Raw genomic sequence first — 14,232 nt, forward strand, 5'->3', positions numbered from 1 at the left:
TGGCCGCTCCCAACGCAGATTTGAGCCGCGGCGCGCCGAACCGGCGTAAAGCGATCCCAACGACCGTGCCGCGCGCCAGCGCGCGGACGCGGGTAGAACAGGGATCGTCGCCATGCACCGCCTCGCCGCCAGTCTCCTCCTCACCAGCGCGCTGACCACCGTCGCACCGGCCGCGTTCGCGCAGCAGCCACAGCCGCGGGGCGAGCTGCCGCAGGCGCAGCCCGCGACCGACGCGCAGGCCGCGCCGACGCAGGACAGCGCCGCACTGCCCGCGGAGAGCGATGACATCGTCGTCACCGGCACGCGCGCCGCGGGGCGCACGCGGCTCGACAGCCCTTCTCCCGTCGACGTGCTGAGCGGCGCCAGCCTCCAGCGCCAGGGCACCACCGAGGTGGCGGCGGCGCTCGCCAACGTCGCGCCCTCGATCAATTTCCCCCGCGCGGCCGCGACCGACGCGACCGACGCGGTGCGCCCCGCGACGCTGCGCGGGCTCTCGCCCGACCAGACCCTGGTGCTGATCAACGGCGTGCGCGGCCACGCCTCGGCCCAGCTCAACACCAACGGCTCGGTCGGGCGCGGCTCGTCCGCGGTCGATCTCAATACCATCCCCGTGGCGGCGCTCGACCGGGTGGAGGTGCTGCGCGACGGCGCCTCGGCGCAATATGGTTCGGACGCGATCGCGGGCGTGGTCAACCTGCGGCTGCGCGAGGCGCGCTCAGGCGGCGGCGCCACCGTCACCTACGGGTTCTATGACACCGACGTCGATACCGCGCGCGGCAGCCGCCACGTCACCGGCGAGAACAACGTCACCGCCTCGGCCTGGCAGGGGATCGGCTTCGGCAGCGACGGCTTCCTGACGCTCTCGGGCGAGTATAATCGCCGCCAGCTGACCAATCGTGCCGACTATGACCCGCGTGTCTCACCCACGCGCGTTACCGGCCGCTTCGGCGACCCCGCGCTGGAGCAATATACCGTCTTCGCCAACGCGGGCACCTCGCTCACCGACACGTGGAGCCTGTACGGCTGGGCCGGCTACCAGGACCGCGACGTGCGCGGCGCCGCCTTCCCGCGGCTGCCGGGCGTCACCAGCGGCTATACCGTCAGCGGGATCTATCCCACCGGCTTCCTGCCGATCATCAACACCAAGTCGACCGATCTCAACTCGGCGCTGGGGGTGCGCGGCGAGGTGGCGGGATGGAACGTCGACCTCAACCTGAGCTACGGACGTAACCGCCTGTCGTTCCGCACGCTCGACACCGCCAATTTCGCCGCCGGCAACGCCTCGCCGACCGCTTTCTACGACGGGCGGCTGATCTACGACCAGTGGGTCGCCGGGCTCGATGTGACGCGCAAGTTCGACGTCTTTCAGTCGCTCAACGTGGCTCTCGGGCTCGAAGGCCGGCGCGAGGGCTATAAGATCGAGGCGGGCGAGGCGGCGGGCCAGCCGGTCTCGGGCGTGTCGGCGGGCGCGCAGGGCTTCCCCGCGCTGACCCAGGCCAACGCCCTCGAGCGCTCGCGCCGCAACGGCAGCGCCTATCTCGACGTCGAGGCGCAGCTCACCGACGCGCTGCTGCTCGGTCTCGCCGGGCGGTACGAAGACTACTCGGACTTCGGCTCGACCGCCAACGGCAAGGCCTCGCTGCGCTACGACATTGCCGAGTGGCTGGCGCTTCGCGGAACCGTGTCGACCGGCTTCCGCGCGCCGTCGCTGCAGCAGCAATATTTCACCTCCACCGCCTCGGTGGTGCAGAACGGCGTGCCCTTCCTGACCGCGACGACGCCCTCGACCAGCGGGCTCGGCACGGCGCTCGGCGGCGCCGCGCTCGACCCGGAGAAGTCGACCAACTTCTCGGCAGGTACGGTGATCCGCTTCGGCGGCTTCGACCTCTCGGTGGACGGCTATTATATCAAGCTGCGCGACCAGCTGGCGCTGTCCGAGAATATCAACGCCTCGTTCAGCCCCGGCGTCGCGGCGCTGCTGTCGCCCTACGGCGTCACCGCGGCGCGCTTCTTCATCAACGGCGTGCGCTCGACCACCAAGGGCATCGACGCGGTCGCGCACTATCGCCTGCGCACCGAGCGCGCGGGCGCGTTCGACCTCACCGTGGCGGGCAACGTCAACAAGGTGGGGGTGACCGACGTGCCGACCTCGACCGCGGTACTCGACCCGGCGCCGACATTGTTCGCGCGCAGCCGCGTGCTGACGGTGGAGCAGGGCACGCCCGGCGAGAAGGTGACGGGCACGGTCGACTGGTCGCTCGACCAGCTCGGCGCGCTCGCCCGCGTGACGTTTTACGGCGACGTCAACCAGCCGGGCACCACCCCGGCGACCGACGTGCGCACGGGGCGCCACGCCGTCACCGACCTCGAGCTGCGCTACCAGGCGCTGCCCGGCGGTCAGGTCGCGCTCGGCGTAAGCAACCTGTTCGACGTCTATCCCGATCGCACCATAACGGCGAACAACTCGACCGGGGTGATCGGCTTCCCTTACTACTCACCTTTCGGTTTCAACGGTCGCTACCTCTACGTGCGGGCCGGGCTGAGCTGGTGAGCGATTGACCCTCCCCGCGCGAGAACCTACGGGGGCGGGCGGCGCCCCCGTAGCTCAGCAGGATAGAGCGACGGTTTCCTAAACCGCAGGCCGGAGGTTCGAATCCTCTCGGGGGCACCATCCTTTGCCCGCCGCGTGTTCCGCCCGCACGCAGCGACGTGCGTTCGCATCACAGGCCTCGCCGCGCGAGCCCGTCAGCCACGATGTCGCGCGCGCAGGCGGACCGCCAGCGAGTATAGCCCGGCCAGTGGTCGAGCCCGCATCGGTAGCGTCACCACCGGCGTCGTCAGTGTCGAATAATGCGTCGGGAAGACCGAGCGGTGATCGTAAGTATCCGCGATGCTGTAGTGCAGCCCGATCTCGGCGGGGGAGCGGAGAAGCCGGTGAGGATATCGCGCGAGCAGAGGAGCGATCGCCCTCGTGTACGCGATCGGGCCAGTGGTACGGAGCACGCCGTTGCGACCGACGCCGACCCGCCACGGTCGATAGCCGTCGATGTTCGCGAGGACCTTGCAGAGCACCGCGCGCAACAACGGGTGCCCCGCCGACGCGATGACGTGCCATTGCTGCAGTTCGCCGAAGCCCGGCCCCAGCTCGGCATGCTTGCCGAAGCCGGGGAACTCGCCACCGGGCTCATTGTCCCAATAGCTGAGGATCATGCGATCGTCGTCCCGCAACGCGGTGCGGAGCGGCCGGTCGAGATAGCTCTTCACGTCGATATAGGCGCCGCCCTCGGCGTACACGATGAGATAGCGCAGGAGATCGGCTCGCGCGGCACCATAGGCCGGATCGATCCGTTGGAACTGACGCAACACCTCGGGGCCATAAAGCCGCTCGATCAAATCCTCGCCGGCCGCGAGGTCATAGAGTCGGTGCGCGTGATCGCCGTTCAACGCCTTCATCTCGGCGACATTCTCCGCCAGCCGCGGCGGTAGCGCGCCGCGCAGGAAAATCTGGTGGATTTTCTTCGCGATCGAGGGCTGCTGCGGCAGGTGAGGAAGGGCGTCGTTCCAATAGGCCTCGCTGTGTCTCATCACTTTCCCCGCCGCGATGGTCGCCGCCCGTGCTGCGTCGGTCACGCCGCGCCAGCGTAGCGACGGCGTCTCGCTCCTCCAAGGTCTTCTCCGCTCGGAGGCAGATGCGGCGCCCCCCGCGCCGCGCACGACCGACACGGGCGGGCGTGCGCCGGTCTCGTCGACGCCGCCGCGATCTTGCCCCGCTTGCGCGCTCGACCGCACCCTCGCATCATGCGGGCAAAAGGGGAGGGTCACGATGCGCGCGTGGAGACAGAGCTTGGCCGGCCTCGCCCTGGCGGCGGCCGCGCCGTCCGGCGCCGAACCCAGTGGGGGGCCCTTCGCCGTGACGATCGACGTCGATGTCGCGCGCGACCAGGGGCCGGTGGCGCAGGAATGGCGCTTCTTCGGCGCCGACGAGCCGAACTACGCGACGATGAAGGACGGGCGCACCACGCTGGCGACGCTCGGCGCGCTCGCGCCCGATCGGGTCTATTTCCGCGCGCACAACCTGCTCACCTCGGGCGACGGGACGCCGGCGCTCAAATGGGGCTCGACCGGCGTGTACCGCGAGGACGCGCAGGGCCGCGCGATCTACGACTGGACGATCGTCGACCGCATCTTCGACAGCTATCGCGCGCGCGGGGTAAAGCCCTATGTCGAGCTCGGGTTCATGCCGGAGGCCCTGTCGACCAGGCCACAGCCCTATCAGCACGACTGGCGTCCGGGCAGCGGCGAGCTGCGTACCGGCTGGGCCTATCCGCCGCGCGACTATGCGCGCTGGGAGGAGCTGATCCACCGTTGGGTGAGTCACTGTGTCGATCGCTACGGCCGCGCCGAGGTGGCGAGCTGGTATTTCGAGACCTGGAACGAGGCCAACCTGCCGCAATATTACTGGGGCGGCACGCGCGAGGAGTTCTTCCGCCTGCATGACGCCGCCGTGCGCGGGGTGCGGCGCGCGCTTCCCGAGGCGCGCGTCGGCGGCCCCGACAGCGCCGGCGCGGGCGACGACTTTCTCACCGCGTTCATGGCGCACGCGCGCGCCGCCGGCACGCCGACCGACTTCCTCTCGTTCCATGCCAAGGGCCAGCCCAAGGTGGTCGAGGCGGCGGGCGGCAGCCACGTCCGCATGGGGCTCAACACGCACCTCAAGGCCGCCGACCACGAGTTCGCCGCGATCGCGGCCGACCCGCTCTTCCGCACCAAGCCGATCGTGATCGGCGAGTCGGATCCGGAGGGCTGCGCCGCGTGCCAGGGGCCGGCCAACGCCTATCGCAACGGCACGATGTACTCGAGCTACACCGCGGCCTCGTTCCCGCGGCTGCGCGCGCTGGCGCAGCGCCGCGGGCTGACGCTGGAAGGCGTGCTGACCTGGGCGTTCGAGTTCGAGGACCAGGCGCCGTTCGCCGGCTTCCGTCAGCTCACCTCGGGCGGGATCGACCTGCCGGTGATCAACACCTTCAAACTCTTCGCCCGGATGAGCGGCCGCTACGTGAGCGCGCGCTCGGACCATCAGGTGGCGCTGGACTCGGCGCTGAGCGAGGGCGTCCGCGCCGACGCCGACGTCGGCACCGTGGCGACGCGCGACGGCGATCGCGTGGCCGTGATGGTGTGGCATTACCACGACGACGATCTCGCCGGTCCGGCGGCGGCGGTGCGCGTACGGCTGCGCGATCTGCCGCGCACTTATGCCCATGGCGCGACGCTGACGCAGTACCGGGTCGACGAGAGCCACGCCAACAGCTTCGCGGTCTGGCAGAAGATGGGCTCTCCCCTGGCGCCGAGCGACGCGCAACGCGCGGCGCTGAAGCGGGCGGCGGCGCTCGATCCGATCGCGCCGGCCGCGCGCGTGGCGGTGCGCCGGGGCGCGGGCGAGGTCGCCTTCACGCTGCCGCGCCAGGGCGTGGCGCTGCTCGTGCTGACGCCGGCGGCGTCCTGATCAGCCGGCGAGGCTCGGGTTCCGCTCTCGCGCTAACCCGAGGCTCGGCGACCTCGCGCCGCCCTCCCGCGCGGGAGGGCGGCGAGCGCGTCACCCGCGCTGGGGCAGCTCGCGCACCCAGATATTGCGGAAGCTGATCGGCTGGCTGGGGTCGCCGTGGTCCTGCAGCTTGATCGGCGCCTTGCCGTGCGCCTTGTAGCTGGGCTTGCCGATATACACCGTCCCGCCGCGCACCTCGGTATGATCCTGCACCAGCACGCCGTTGATGTAGCCGGTGACGAAGGCGGGCCGGGTCACAGAGCCGTCGGCGCCGAAGCGCGGCGCCTCCCAGGTGACGTCGATCGTCTGCCACTCGCCCGGCTTGCGCGCCGGATTGGCGAGCGGCGGCGTCTGCTTGTAGATCGCGCCGAGCTGACCGTTGACGTAGGTCGGGTTGTTGTAGCTGTCCATGATCTGGAACTCGTAGCCGTCGTCGCCCGGCCCGGTGGAGGCGAGGAACAGCCCGCTGTTGCCGCGCGCCTGGCCCTCGCCGGTGATCCCGGCCGGCACGCGATACTCGAGGTGCAGCTGATAGCTGCCGAACGACTGCTTGGTCTGGATGTTGCCGGTGCCCTTCTTCACCGTCACCGCGCCGTCCGCGACGCTCCAGCCGGCGGCGCCGCCGGTCTTCACCGAGGACCAATGATCCAGCCCCTTGCCGTCGAACAGCACCACCGCGTCGGCGGGCGCGGCCCAGCCGGCGAAGGTGCCCGGCGTCACCACCGGCACCGCGGGCGACCATTGCTCGGTCGCCTTGGGATCACCCTGCTGGCCCTGCGCCATCACCGCGGACGAGGCGAGCGACAGCCCGACGCCCAGCACGATACCCTTCATAGCTCGCATCCTCTTCGATACTCCCGATCACAATGCGGTTCGCATCCGCGCCGTTGGTAACGCGTCCGCGCGCAACCTCCTAGTCTCGCGTCGTCCGATCGGCCCGAGCCCGTCCACTGACCGAGATCAGGGCGAATTCACGCGGCGGAAGTCGTGCATGGTTCGTTCTCCCTGCGCCGAGGAGCGCCACTATGACCGATCGCGAAGCCGCCGAGCAGAAGGTGAGGGCGTTACACGCCGAGGAGGAGCGCGAGAAAGCGCTCGCGCGCGGCCTGCCGCCGGGAGACGACCAGGACCGCCACTGGATGCGCGGCGAGCGCCTCTCCGACGAGGCCTGGTCGATCGAGGAGCGCTACGACCTTGAGCCATGGCCGAGCGGGCTCTGGCCCGCCTGAAGGGCGCTCAGCCGTCGCCGCGCAGGCGATAGCCGACGCCGAGCTCGTTGGCGATCACGCTGCCCACCTCGGCGGGCGCCTCCAGCTTCTGCCGCAGGTTGCGGATGACGATGCGGAGATACTCGATCCGCGCGTCCTCGTCCCCGCGCCACGCCGCCGCCAGCACGCGCCGGTGCGTGACGACCTTGCCGAGGTGACGCGCCAGCTCGGCGAGCACGTCATATTCCTTGCGGGTGAGATGCACCTCGGCGCCGCCGCGCCGGACCTCGCGCCGGTCGAGGTCGATCACGAGGTCGCCGCGGCGGATCTCGCGCGGTGCCGCCGCGCCCGCGGCGCGGTGGCGCAGCGCGACCCGCAGCCGCGCGAGCAGTTCCTCGCTGTCGAACGGCTTGGTGACATAATCGTCCGCGCCGAGATCGAGCGCGCTCACCTTCTCCTCCACCGCGTCGCGCGCCGAGACGACCAGTACCACCGCGTCGCTGCGCTCACGCAGCAGCGGGATGAGGCTCAGCCCGTCGCGATCGGGCAGGCCGAGGTCGAGCAGCACTGCGTCGGGATGCGTGGTCGCGCGCTGCTGCAGGGCGTCGCGCGCGTTCCCCGCCTCGACCACGTCATAGCCCGCGCGCGTCAGCGTGTTGCGCAGCAGCCGCCGGATCGCGGGCTCGTCGTCGATCACCAGCACGCGCGCCATCACGCCGCCTCCCCGGTCGGCTGGCGCACGATCAGCGCGGGCGGGAAGACCAGAGCGAAGGCGGCGCCGCGCGCGTCCTCGCGGTTGGCGGCGGTGACCGTCATCCCCATCGCCTCCGCGAAGGCCTTGACGATCGCCAGCCCGAGCCCGGTGCCGCCGGCCGCGCGGTCCGAGCCCTCGAGCCGGCGGAACGTCTCGAACACCTCCTGCTCGCGCCCGGCTGGCAGGCCCGGCCCCTCGTCGAGCACGGCGAGGCGCAGCTCGCCGAAGCGATGCCGGCCCTCGACCACCACCGTGCTGCCCGGGTCGCCGTAGCGGCCCGCGTTGTCGAGCAGGTTGAGCAGGCAGTGATGGAGCAGCTGCGGGTCGGCGCGCACCAGCGGCAGGTCGGGCGGCACGTCGAGACGGACGGCACGCCCGTCCAGCGCGCGGCGCGCGTCGTGCGCCGCCCCTGTCACCGCGTCGCTGAGGTCGACGGCGTCGACCCGCAGCCGCAGCGCGCCCGCCTCGACCCGCGCCATGTCGAGCAGGTTGGCGACGAAGCGGTTGAGTCGCTCGGCCTCGCTCTCGATCGTGCCGATCAGCTCGGGCGTGGCGCCGTGATGGAGCTGCGCCGCCGCCGCCATCACCGCGGTGAGCGGGGTGCGCAGGTCGTGGCTGACGGAGGAGAGCAGCGCCGCGCGAAGCCGGTCGCGCGTGCGAACCTCCTCCACGTCGCGCATCTCGGCGGCGAGCCGCAGCCGCTCGAGCACCAGCGCGGCCTGGTCGACCAGGCTGGCGAGCAGCGGCAATTGGTCGGCGCGAACCGGGTCGCCCCCCGCCGAGCGCGCGACGCCCAGCACCGCGAGCACACGCTCGCCCGCCTTGAGCGGCACGAACAGCCACTCCGACGCCGTCAGCGTGCCCGAGCCCTTGCCCGCCGTGGCGCCGGTGTCGAAGGCCCAGCCCGCCGCGGCGCTGTCCATCGTCTCGAGCCGGTAGCCTGGATCGCTCGCCGCGAGGATGTCGAGCCCCGCCGCGGGCGAGCGGGTGAGCAGCACCACCTGGACGTCGAGCAGTCGTCGCACGTCGACGCAGATCATCTGCGCGGCGCGGTCGCGGTCGGTCACGCCGCTGATCTCGCGCAGGAAGCCGGCCAGCGTGGCGTTGGTGCGCGCGCTCGCCGCGGCGAGATCGGCCTGCGCGCGCACGCGTGCCGCGAGGTGGCTGGTCGTCACCGCGACGCCGAGCAGCACGATCGCCGAGATCACGTTCTCGGGGTTGCTGATGCTCAGCGTGCCGACCGGCGGCAGGAAGAAGAAATTATAGGCTAGCGTCGAGGCCACGCCGGCGAACAGCCCGCAGCGCAGCCCGAAGAGACTCGCCGCCGCCATCACCGGCAGGAGGTAGAGCAGCGCGATGTTGCCGAAGTCGATGACATGCGCGAGCGCGCTGCCCGCGGCGGTGACGCCCGCGACCATCGCCGCGGCGCTCGCATAGCCAGCGGTGGTCCCGGGCGCCGGTGCGACGCGGGCGCGCGGCTCCCGGCCTGCCGCGGCGGGGACGGGGAGGACGTGGACCGTGACGCCGGGCGTGTCGCGGATCAGCCGGTCGACCACCGAGCCGTGGCGCAGCTCGAACCAGCGCGATCGCTGTGACTTGCCCATCACCAGCTGGGTCGCGCGCGCGTCCGCGAGGAAGCGCTGGATGCCATCCACCACGTCGGGCGCGGGCACCGTCGCCACCGCGGCGCCGAGCTGCGTCGCGAGCGTCATCGTCGCGGCGAGCCGCTGGTGCTGCGCCGGGGTGAAGCCGGCGGCGCGCGGTGTCTCAATGAACAGAGCGGTCCACGGCCCGCGCAGCCCGTCGGCGACCCGCTTGGCCGCGCGCACCAGCCCGTCGGCGCCGGGCAGCTCGTTGATCGCGACGACGATCCGCTCCCCGCCCGCCCAGGTGCCGCCCAGCCCGAGCGCGCGCACGTCGTCGAGCATCTGCGCGTCGACCGCCTGCGCGGCGCGGCGCAGCGCCAGCTCGCGCAGCGCCGACAGGTTCGACTTCGAGAAGAAGTGCGACAGCGCGCGAGTCGCTTCCTGGGGCAGATAGACCTTGCCCGCCTTGAGCCGCTCGATCAGCTCGTCGGGCGGGATGTCGACCACCTCGATCTCGGCGGACTCGAGCACGCGATCGGGCACGGTCTCGCGCACGCGGACGCGGGTGAAGCTGGCGACGACGTCGTTGAGGCTCTCGACGTGCTGGATGTTCACGGTGCTGTAGACGTCGATGCCGGCGGCGAGCAGCTCCTCGACGTCCTGGTAGCGTTTGGGATGGCGGCTCCCCGGCGCGTTGCTGTGCGCGAGTTCATCGACGAGCGCGAGGCGGGGCGCGCGTGCGAGCACCGCGTCCAGGTCCATCTCGTGCAGCGTGCGACCCTCGTAGGCGACGGCGCGGCGCGGCACGACCTCCTGGCCGCGCACCAGCGCCTCGGTCTCGACGCGCCCATGCGTCTCCACCACCGCGACGACCACGTCGACGCCGTCGCGCCGCCGCGCCGCCCCCTCGGACAGCATCTCATAGGTCTTGCCCACGCCGGGGGCGGCGCCGAGGAAGATCTTGAGCCGGCCGCGGCCCTCCTGCGCGGCGGCGCGCAGCAGCGCGTCCGGATCGGGGCGATCGCTGCCAGGGGGCATCAGCCGCGCCCCGCGAGCGCGCCGGCGCCGCCCGCCGGGAGGGATGACGACGGAGCGATCTCGTTCATCGCCTTGGGATAGACCGGAAAGGGCGAGCGAGGGAACAGGATCGGTGCGACTCACGGCTGGAGGGGCAGAGCGGCTTCGCCACGCGGCGCGGTCGCGACGAATGCTCGCGGGCGGGCACGATCTGGCCCACGGCGCGTAGCATTCCCAGCGCGAACGCGTCGGTTCGCATAGTGGCGGCATATAGTGGAGGAAGCGGCTTGCCGCGGGAGCTCCGACGCGCCACCTCTTGCCGGCGCGCGGCTTGTTCGTCGCGCGCTAGGGACTACACCACCCGCGACAAGAACCGCGGCGCGACCGCGGCCACACAGGGATCGTACATCTTGGCCAGACCGTTCCGCCTGCTGCTCGCCACTTTGCTCTTCGGCACCAGCGGCCTCACCCACGCCCAGTCCGACAAGACCGACAAGACCGTCACCAAGGTCGAGACCAAGAAGGAGGAGGACGCGGTCAAGCTGCCGCCGCTCCCCGCCGACAGGACGATCACGCAGAGCGCGCGGATCAACGGCCGCGCGATCAGCTACAAGGCGAGCGTGGGCACGATCGCGGTGCGCGACGACAGCGGCAAGGAGATCGGCCAGGTCGTCTACACCGCTTATGTCGTGCCCGGGCGCGATCCGTCTCGGCCGGTGACGTTCGCCTTCAACGGTGGCCCGGGGGCGGCCTCGGTCTATCTCAACATGGGCGCGGTCGGGCCCAAGCGCGTCCAGTTCGGCGCGCAGGGCGACTCGCCCTCGGACGCGCCGGTCGCGCACGACAATCCCAATAGCTGGCTCGACTTCACCGACCTGGTCTTCATCGATCCGATCGGCACCGGCTTCAGCCGCAGCCTGGTCGACGCCGACGCGACCAAGAAGGCCTTCTACGCCAACGATCCCGACATCCGGTACCTGTCCAAGGTCGTCTACGACTGGCTGGTCAAGGAGGAGCGGCTGCGCTCGCCCAAATACGTCATGGGCGAGAGCTACGGCGGCTATCGCGCGCCGCGCATCGCCTACGAGCTGCAGTCGCAGATCGGCGTCGGGGTCAACGGCCTGATCATGGTCTCCCCGTACCTCGATCCCGCCTCGGGGGACGACGCCACCGCGCTGTCGCCGCTGCCGTGGATGATCGACCTGCCCTCGATGGCGGCGGCGAATCTGGAGCGGCAGGGCAAGCTGACCCCCGCCGCGATGGCCGAGGTGGAGGCCTACACCCGCGGGGATTTCGCGCGCGACCTGCTGCGCGGCCGCTCCGACCCCGAGGCGACCGGGCGGGTCGTCGGCCGCGTCACCCAGCTCACCGGGCTCGAGCCGGCGCTGGTGCAGAAGCTCGGCGGGCGGGTCGACAGCCGCACCTATCTGCGCGAGGTTCACCGCGGCGAGGGGACGATCGGCAGCGTCTATGATTCCAACGTCACCGCCTTCGATCCCTTCCCCTGGTCGGCGCAGCAGAAGTCGAACGACCCGATCCTCGACGCGCTGATCGCGCCGACGACCAGCGCGATGGTCGATTTCGTCACGCGCGAGGTCGGCTGGAAGACGGACGCGCGCTACAACGCGCTGTCGTACAAGGTGAACGAGGCGTGGGATCGGGGCAAGCCGGCCGACACGCCGGTGACCGACCTGCGCAAGGCGATTGCCAACGATCCCAAGATGAAGGTGATGATCGTTCACGGCTGGGACGACCTGTCCTGCCCGTTCTTCGCGTCGCGGCTGATCGTCGATCAGATGCCCGCCTTCGGTGCGGCCGAGCGCGTGCAGCTGCGCGTCTACCCGGGCGGGCACATGTTCTACTCGCGCAACGACAGCGGGGCGTCATTCAAGGCCGACGCGCTGCGGCTGTACAACGCCGGGTGAGGGGCCCGCGCCAGCCGCTCACGGTCGCCCGTTCGCCTCGCGCCTCCTGAGCGCTCGTCATCCCGGATCACGTCCGGGATGACGCATCGGGGGGCGTCACGCCGTCACGTCACCCCTGCCGCCGCCCGCGTCAGCCGCGCAGCGCCTCGACCCGCCCCATCTCCTCGGGCGGGATCAGCCCCTCGAGCACCGCCCAGAAGCCGGTCACCGCGCCCTGGCCGGCGCGCGAATAGGCCGCCGACAATTTCTCGCGCAGCGAGTCGTACAGCTCGCTCTCTAGCGCGGTGCCTTCCGAGGTGAGCCGCAGCAGCCGCTGACGCCGGTCGCGCTCGCCCGGGCGGGTCTCGACCATGTTGCGCTCGATCAGCTCGTTGAGCACGCGGCCGAGCGACTGTTTGGTGATCGCCAGCAGCGCTAGCAGCTCGCTCACCGGCATGTCGGGCTTGCGCGCGATGAAATAGAGCGCGCGGTGATGCGCGCGGCCGAGACCCTGTTTGGCGAGCCCGCGATCGATCGATCGCGTGATGTGGCTGTTGCCGAAATAGAGCAGCTCGATCCCGCGGCGGATCTCGGTCTCGCGCAGGAAAAGCGGCGAGGCGGATTGGGTTGAGGCAGCCATGTTGACCGGCTTTGCCATCGGCCCTAGGCCACCGCAACCCGGCAATGCGATCTCTTGTCGCGTCGCCCGGCCATCGCCGACCCTGGTCCCTGGGAGCTGATTTCCGTGAACTTCGCGTTCGAGCCGCATCCGTCGCCCGTCCCCGCCAACGAGCGTGCCGCGCGGCTGGTAGACCCGGGGTTCGGGCGCGTCTTCACCGATCACATGGCGATCCTGCACTATTCGGAAGGACGAGGCTGGCACGACGGACGCATCGGTGAGCGCGTGCCGCTGACGATGGACCCCGCATCGTCGGTGCTTCACTATGCGCAGGAGATCTTCGAGGGGCTCAAGGCCTATCGGCTCGAGGACGGCGGGCTGGCGCTGTTCCGCCCGGAGGCCAATGCGCGCCGCTTCAACGCTTCGGCGCGGCGCATGGCGATGCCCGATCTGCCGGAGGCGCTGTTCCTCGAATCGTGCGAGCGGCTGGTGCAGACCGAGCGCGACTGGATGCCCTCGGTCGAGGGCGGCTCGCTCTACCTGCGTCCCTTCATGATCGCGTCCGAGGCGTTCCTCGGCGTCAAGCCGTCGGCCGAGTATCTCTACATGGTGCTGGCCTCGTCGGTCGGCGCCTATTGGAAGGGCGGTGCGCGCGCGGTGTCGCTGTGGGTCAGCCACGAGTACACGCGCGCCGCGCCCGGTGGCACCGGCGCCGCCAAGTGCGGCGGCAACTACGCCACCAGCCTGGTCGCGCAGCAGGAGGCGATCCGCCGCGGCTTCGATCAGGTGGTGTTCCTCGACGCCGCCGAGCGGCGCTGGATCGAGGAACTCGGCGGCATGAACATCTTCTTCGTGTTCGAGGACGGCTCACTGCAGACACCGCCGCTGACCGGCACGATCCTGCCCGGCATCACGCGCGACTCGATCCTCCAGCTCGCGCGTGACGAGGGGCTGGTGGTGCGCGAGGAACCCTATGCGATCGAGCAGTGGCGCGCCGACGCGGCGAGCGGCCGGCTGGTGGAGAGCTTCGCCTGCGGCACCGCCGCGGTGGTGACCCCGATCGGGCGCGCCGCCGGGCCCGACTATGAGTTCACCATCGGCAGCGGCGCCACCGGGCTGCTCACCGCGCGTTTTCTCGATCGGCTGAGCGCCGTGCAGCGCGGGCGCGCGCCCGACCCGCACGGCTGGCTGCGACGTATCGGTTGAGTCTTGCCCCGCGCGCGGCTAAGCGCGCGGGCCTGTTGGGGCGTCGCCAAGCGGTAAGGCACCGGTTTTTGGTACCGGCATTCGCAGGTTCGAATCCTGCCGCCCCAGCCAGTCAGCACGTCCTCCTCTGCCGGTGAGACGCTGCATCACCGACCTCTGACAGGCGGCGAGGCCCCGGATCGCTCCGAGGCCTCGCGTTCGACCCGGTCCGCTCAGCGCGGCGTTGGCGCGGTGTCGGTCGGCGGCGGGGGCGGCGGTGCACTCCCCGCGGGTGTCGGTGCGGCCCCAGCGACCGGCGCAGGCGGCGGAGCGCCGGCACCCGCGGGGGGCGGCGCCCCGGCACCAGGGGGCGGGGGTGGGGGCGCACCGGCGCCCGGCGGCGGCGGCGGAGCGCCG

The 14,232-nt window shown here is 71.2% G+C and carries 10 protein-coding genes and 2 tRNA genes; 7 read left to right on the plus strand and 5 right to left on the minus strand.

Annotated elements, in window-relative coordinates; all coding sequences use genetic code 11:
- Nucleotides 1-112 precede the first annotated feature (112 nt).
- Both K7957_RS13890 and K7957_RS13895 read left to right on the plus strand, forming a co-directional pair.
- On the plus strand, nt 113-2,551 hold the full coding sequence (locus K7957_RS13890; RefSeq protein WP_223012568.1) for a TonB-dependent receptor plug domain-containing protein: 2,439 nt from the start codon (nt 113-115) through the stop codon (nt 2,549-2,551).
- A 43-nt stretch (nt 2,552-2,594) separates the two neighbouring features.
- Nucleotides 2,595-2,671 (plus strand) — tRNA-Arg (locus tag K7957_RS13895).
- 74 nt (nt 2,672-2,745) lie between these two features.
- Here K7957_RS13895 and K7957_RS13900 read toward each other — a convergent pair.
- Nucleotides 2,746-3,585 (minus strand): glycosyltransferase family 32 protein, encoded by an 840-nt coding sequence (locus K7957_RS13900; RefSeq protein WP_223012569.1) that lies wholly within the window; start codon nt 3,583-3,585, stop codon nt 2,746-2,748.
- Nucleotides 3,586-3,844: 259 nt separating this feature from the next.
- Between K7957_RS13900 and K7957_RS13905 the strand changes: the two genes are divergently transcribed.
- A complete protein-coding gene (locus tag K7957_RS13905) occupies nt 3,845-5,503 on the plus strand; it encodes a GH39 family glycosyl hydrolase (RefSeq protein ID WP_246617069.1) in 1,659 nt (552 codons plus the stop codon).
- Nucleotides 5,504-5,593: 90 nt separating this feature from the next.
- Here K7957_RS13905 and K7957_RS13910 read toward each other — a convergent pair whose 3' ends face one another.
- Nucleotides 5,594-6,376: a 3-keto-disaccharide hydrolase gene (locus K7957_RS13910; protein ID WP_223012571.1), complete on the minus strand. Its 783-nt coding sequence runs from the start codon at nt 6,374-6,376 to the stop codon at nt 5,594-5,596.
- Nucleotides 6,377-6,567: 191 nt separating this feature from the next.
- Here K7957_RS13910 and K7957_RS13915 point away from each other — a divergent pair, with 191 nt between their 5' ends.
- Complete coding sequence (locus K7957_RS13915) at nt 6,568-6,771, plus strand: hypothetical protein (protein ID WP_223012572.1); 204 nt, start codon at nt 6,568-6,570, stop codon at nt 6,769-6,771.
- A gap of 7 nt (nt 6,772-6,778) precedes the next feature.
- Here K7957_RS13915 and K7957_RS13920 read toward each other — a convergent pair whose 3' ends face one another.
- A complete protein-coding gene (locus K7957_RS13920) occupies nt 6,779-7,462 on the minus strand; it encodes a response regulator transcription factor (protein WP_223012573.1) in 684 nt (227 codons plus the stop codon).
- On the minus strand, nt 7,462-10,128 hold the full coding sequence (locus tag K7957_RS13925) for a sensor histidine kinase (protein WP_223012574.1): 2,667 nt from the start codon (nt 10,126-10,128) through the stop codon (nt 7,462-7,464). The genes K7957_RS13920 and K7957_RS13925 overlap by 1 nt, the downstream gene beginning before the upstream one ends.
- A gap of 389 nt (nt 10,129-10,517) precedes the next feature.
- On the opposite strand from K7957_RS13925, the gene K7957_RS13930 reads away from it, so the two are divergent.
- Nucleotides 10,518-12,032 carry a S10 family peptidase gene (locus K7957_RS13930; RefSeq protein WP_246617070.1) on the plus strand — a complete coding sequence of 505 codons (1,515 nt, stop codon included), beginning with the start codon at nt 10,518-10,520 and terminating at the stop codon, nt 12,030-12,032.
- A gap of 130 nt (nt 12,033-12,162) precedes the next feature.
- Here the strand turns inward: K7957_RS13930 and K7957_RS13935 are convergent, their stop codons facing one another.
- Nucleotides 12,163-12,651, minus strand: a complete 489-nt coding sequence (locus K7957_RS13935; protein ID WP_223012575.1) for a MarR family transcriptional regulator — start codon at nt 12,649-12,651, stop codon at nt 12,163-12,165.
- Between the two features lie 99 nt (nt 12,652-12,750).
- Here K7957_RS13935 and K7957_RS13940 point away from each other — a divergent pair, with 99 nt between their 5' ends.
- Entirely contained in the window at nt 12,751-13,836 is a 1,086-nt protein-coding gene (locus K7957_RS13940) for a branched-chain amino acid aminotransferase (RefSeq protein ID WP_425517207.1), read from the plus strand.
- A gap of 36 nt (nt 13,837-13,872) precedes the next feature.
- Nucleotides 13,873-13,947: transfer RNA gene (locus K7957_RS13945), tRNA-Gln, on the plus strand.
- Nucleotides 13,948-14,232 lie beyond the last annotated feature (285 nt).

The organism is Sphingomonas yunnanensis (genome assembly GCF_019898765.1).
Lineage (GTDB): Bacteria > Pseudomonadota > Alphaproteobacteria > Sphingomonadales > Sphingomonadaceae > Sphingomonas > Sphingomonas yunnanensis.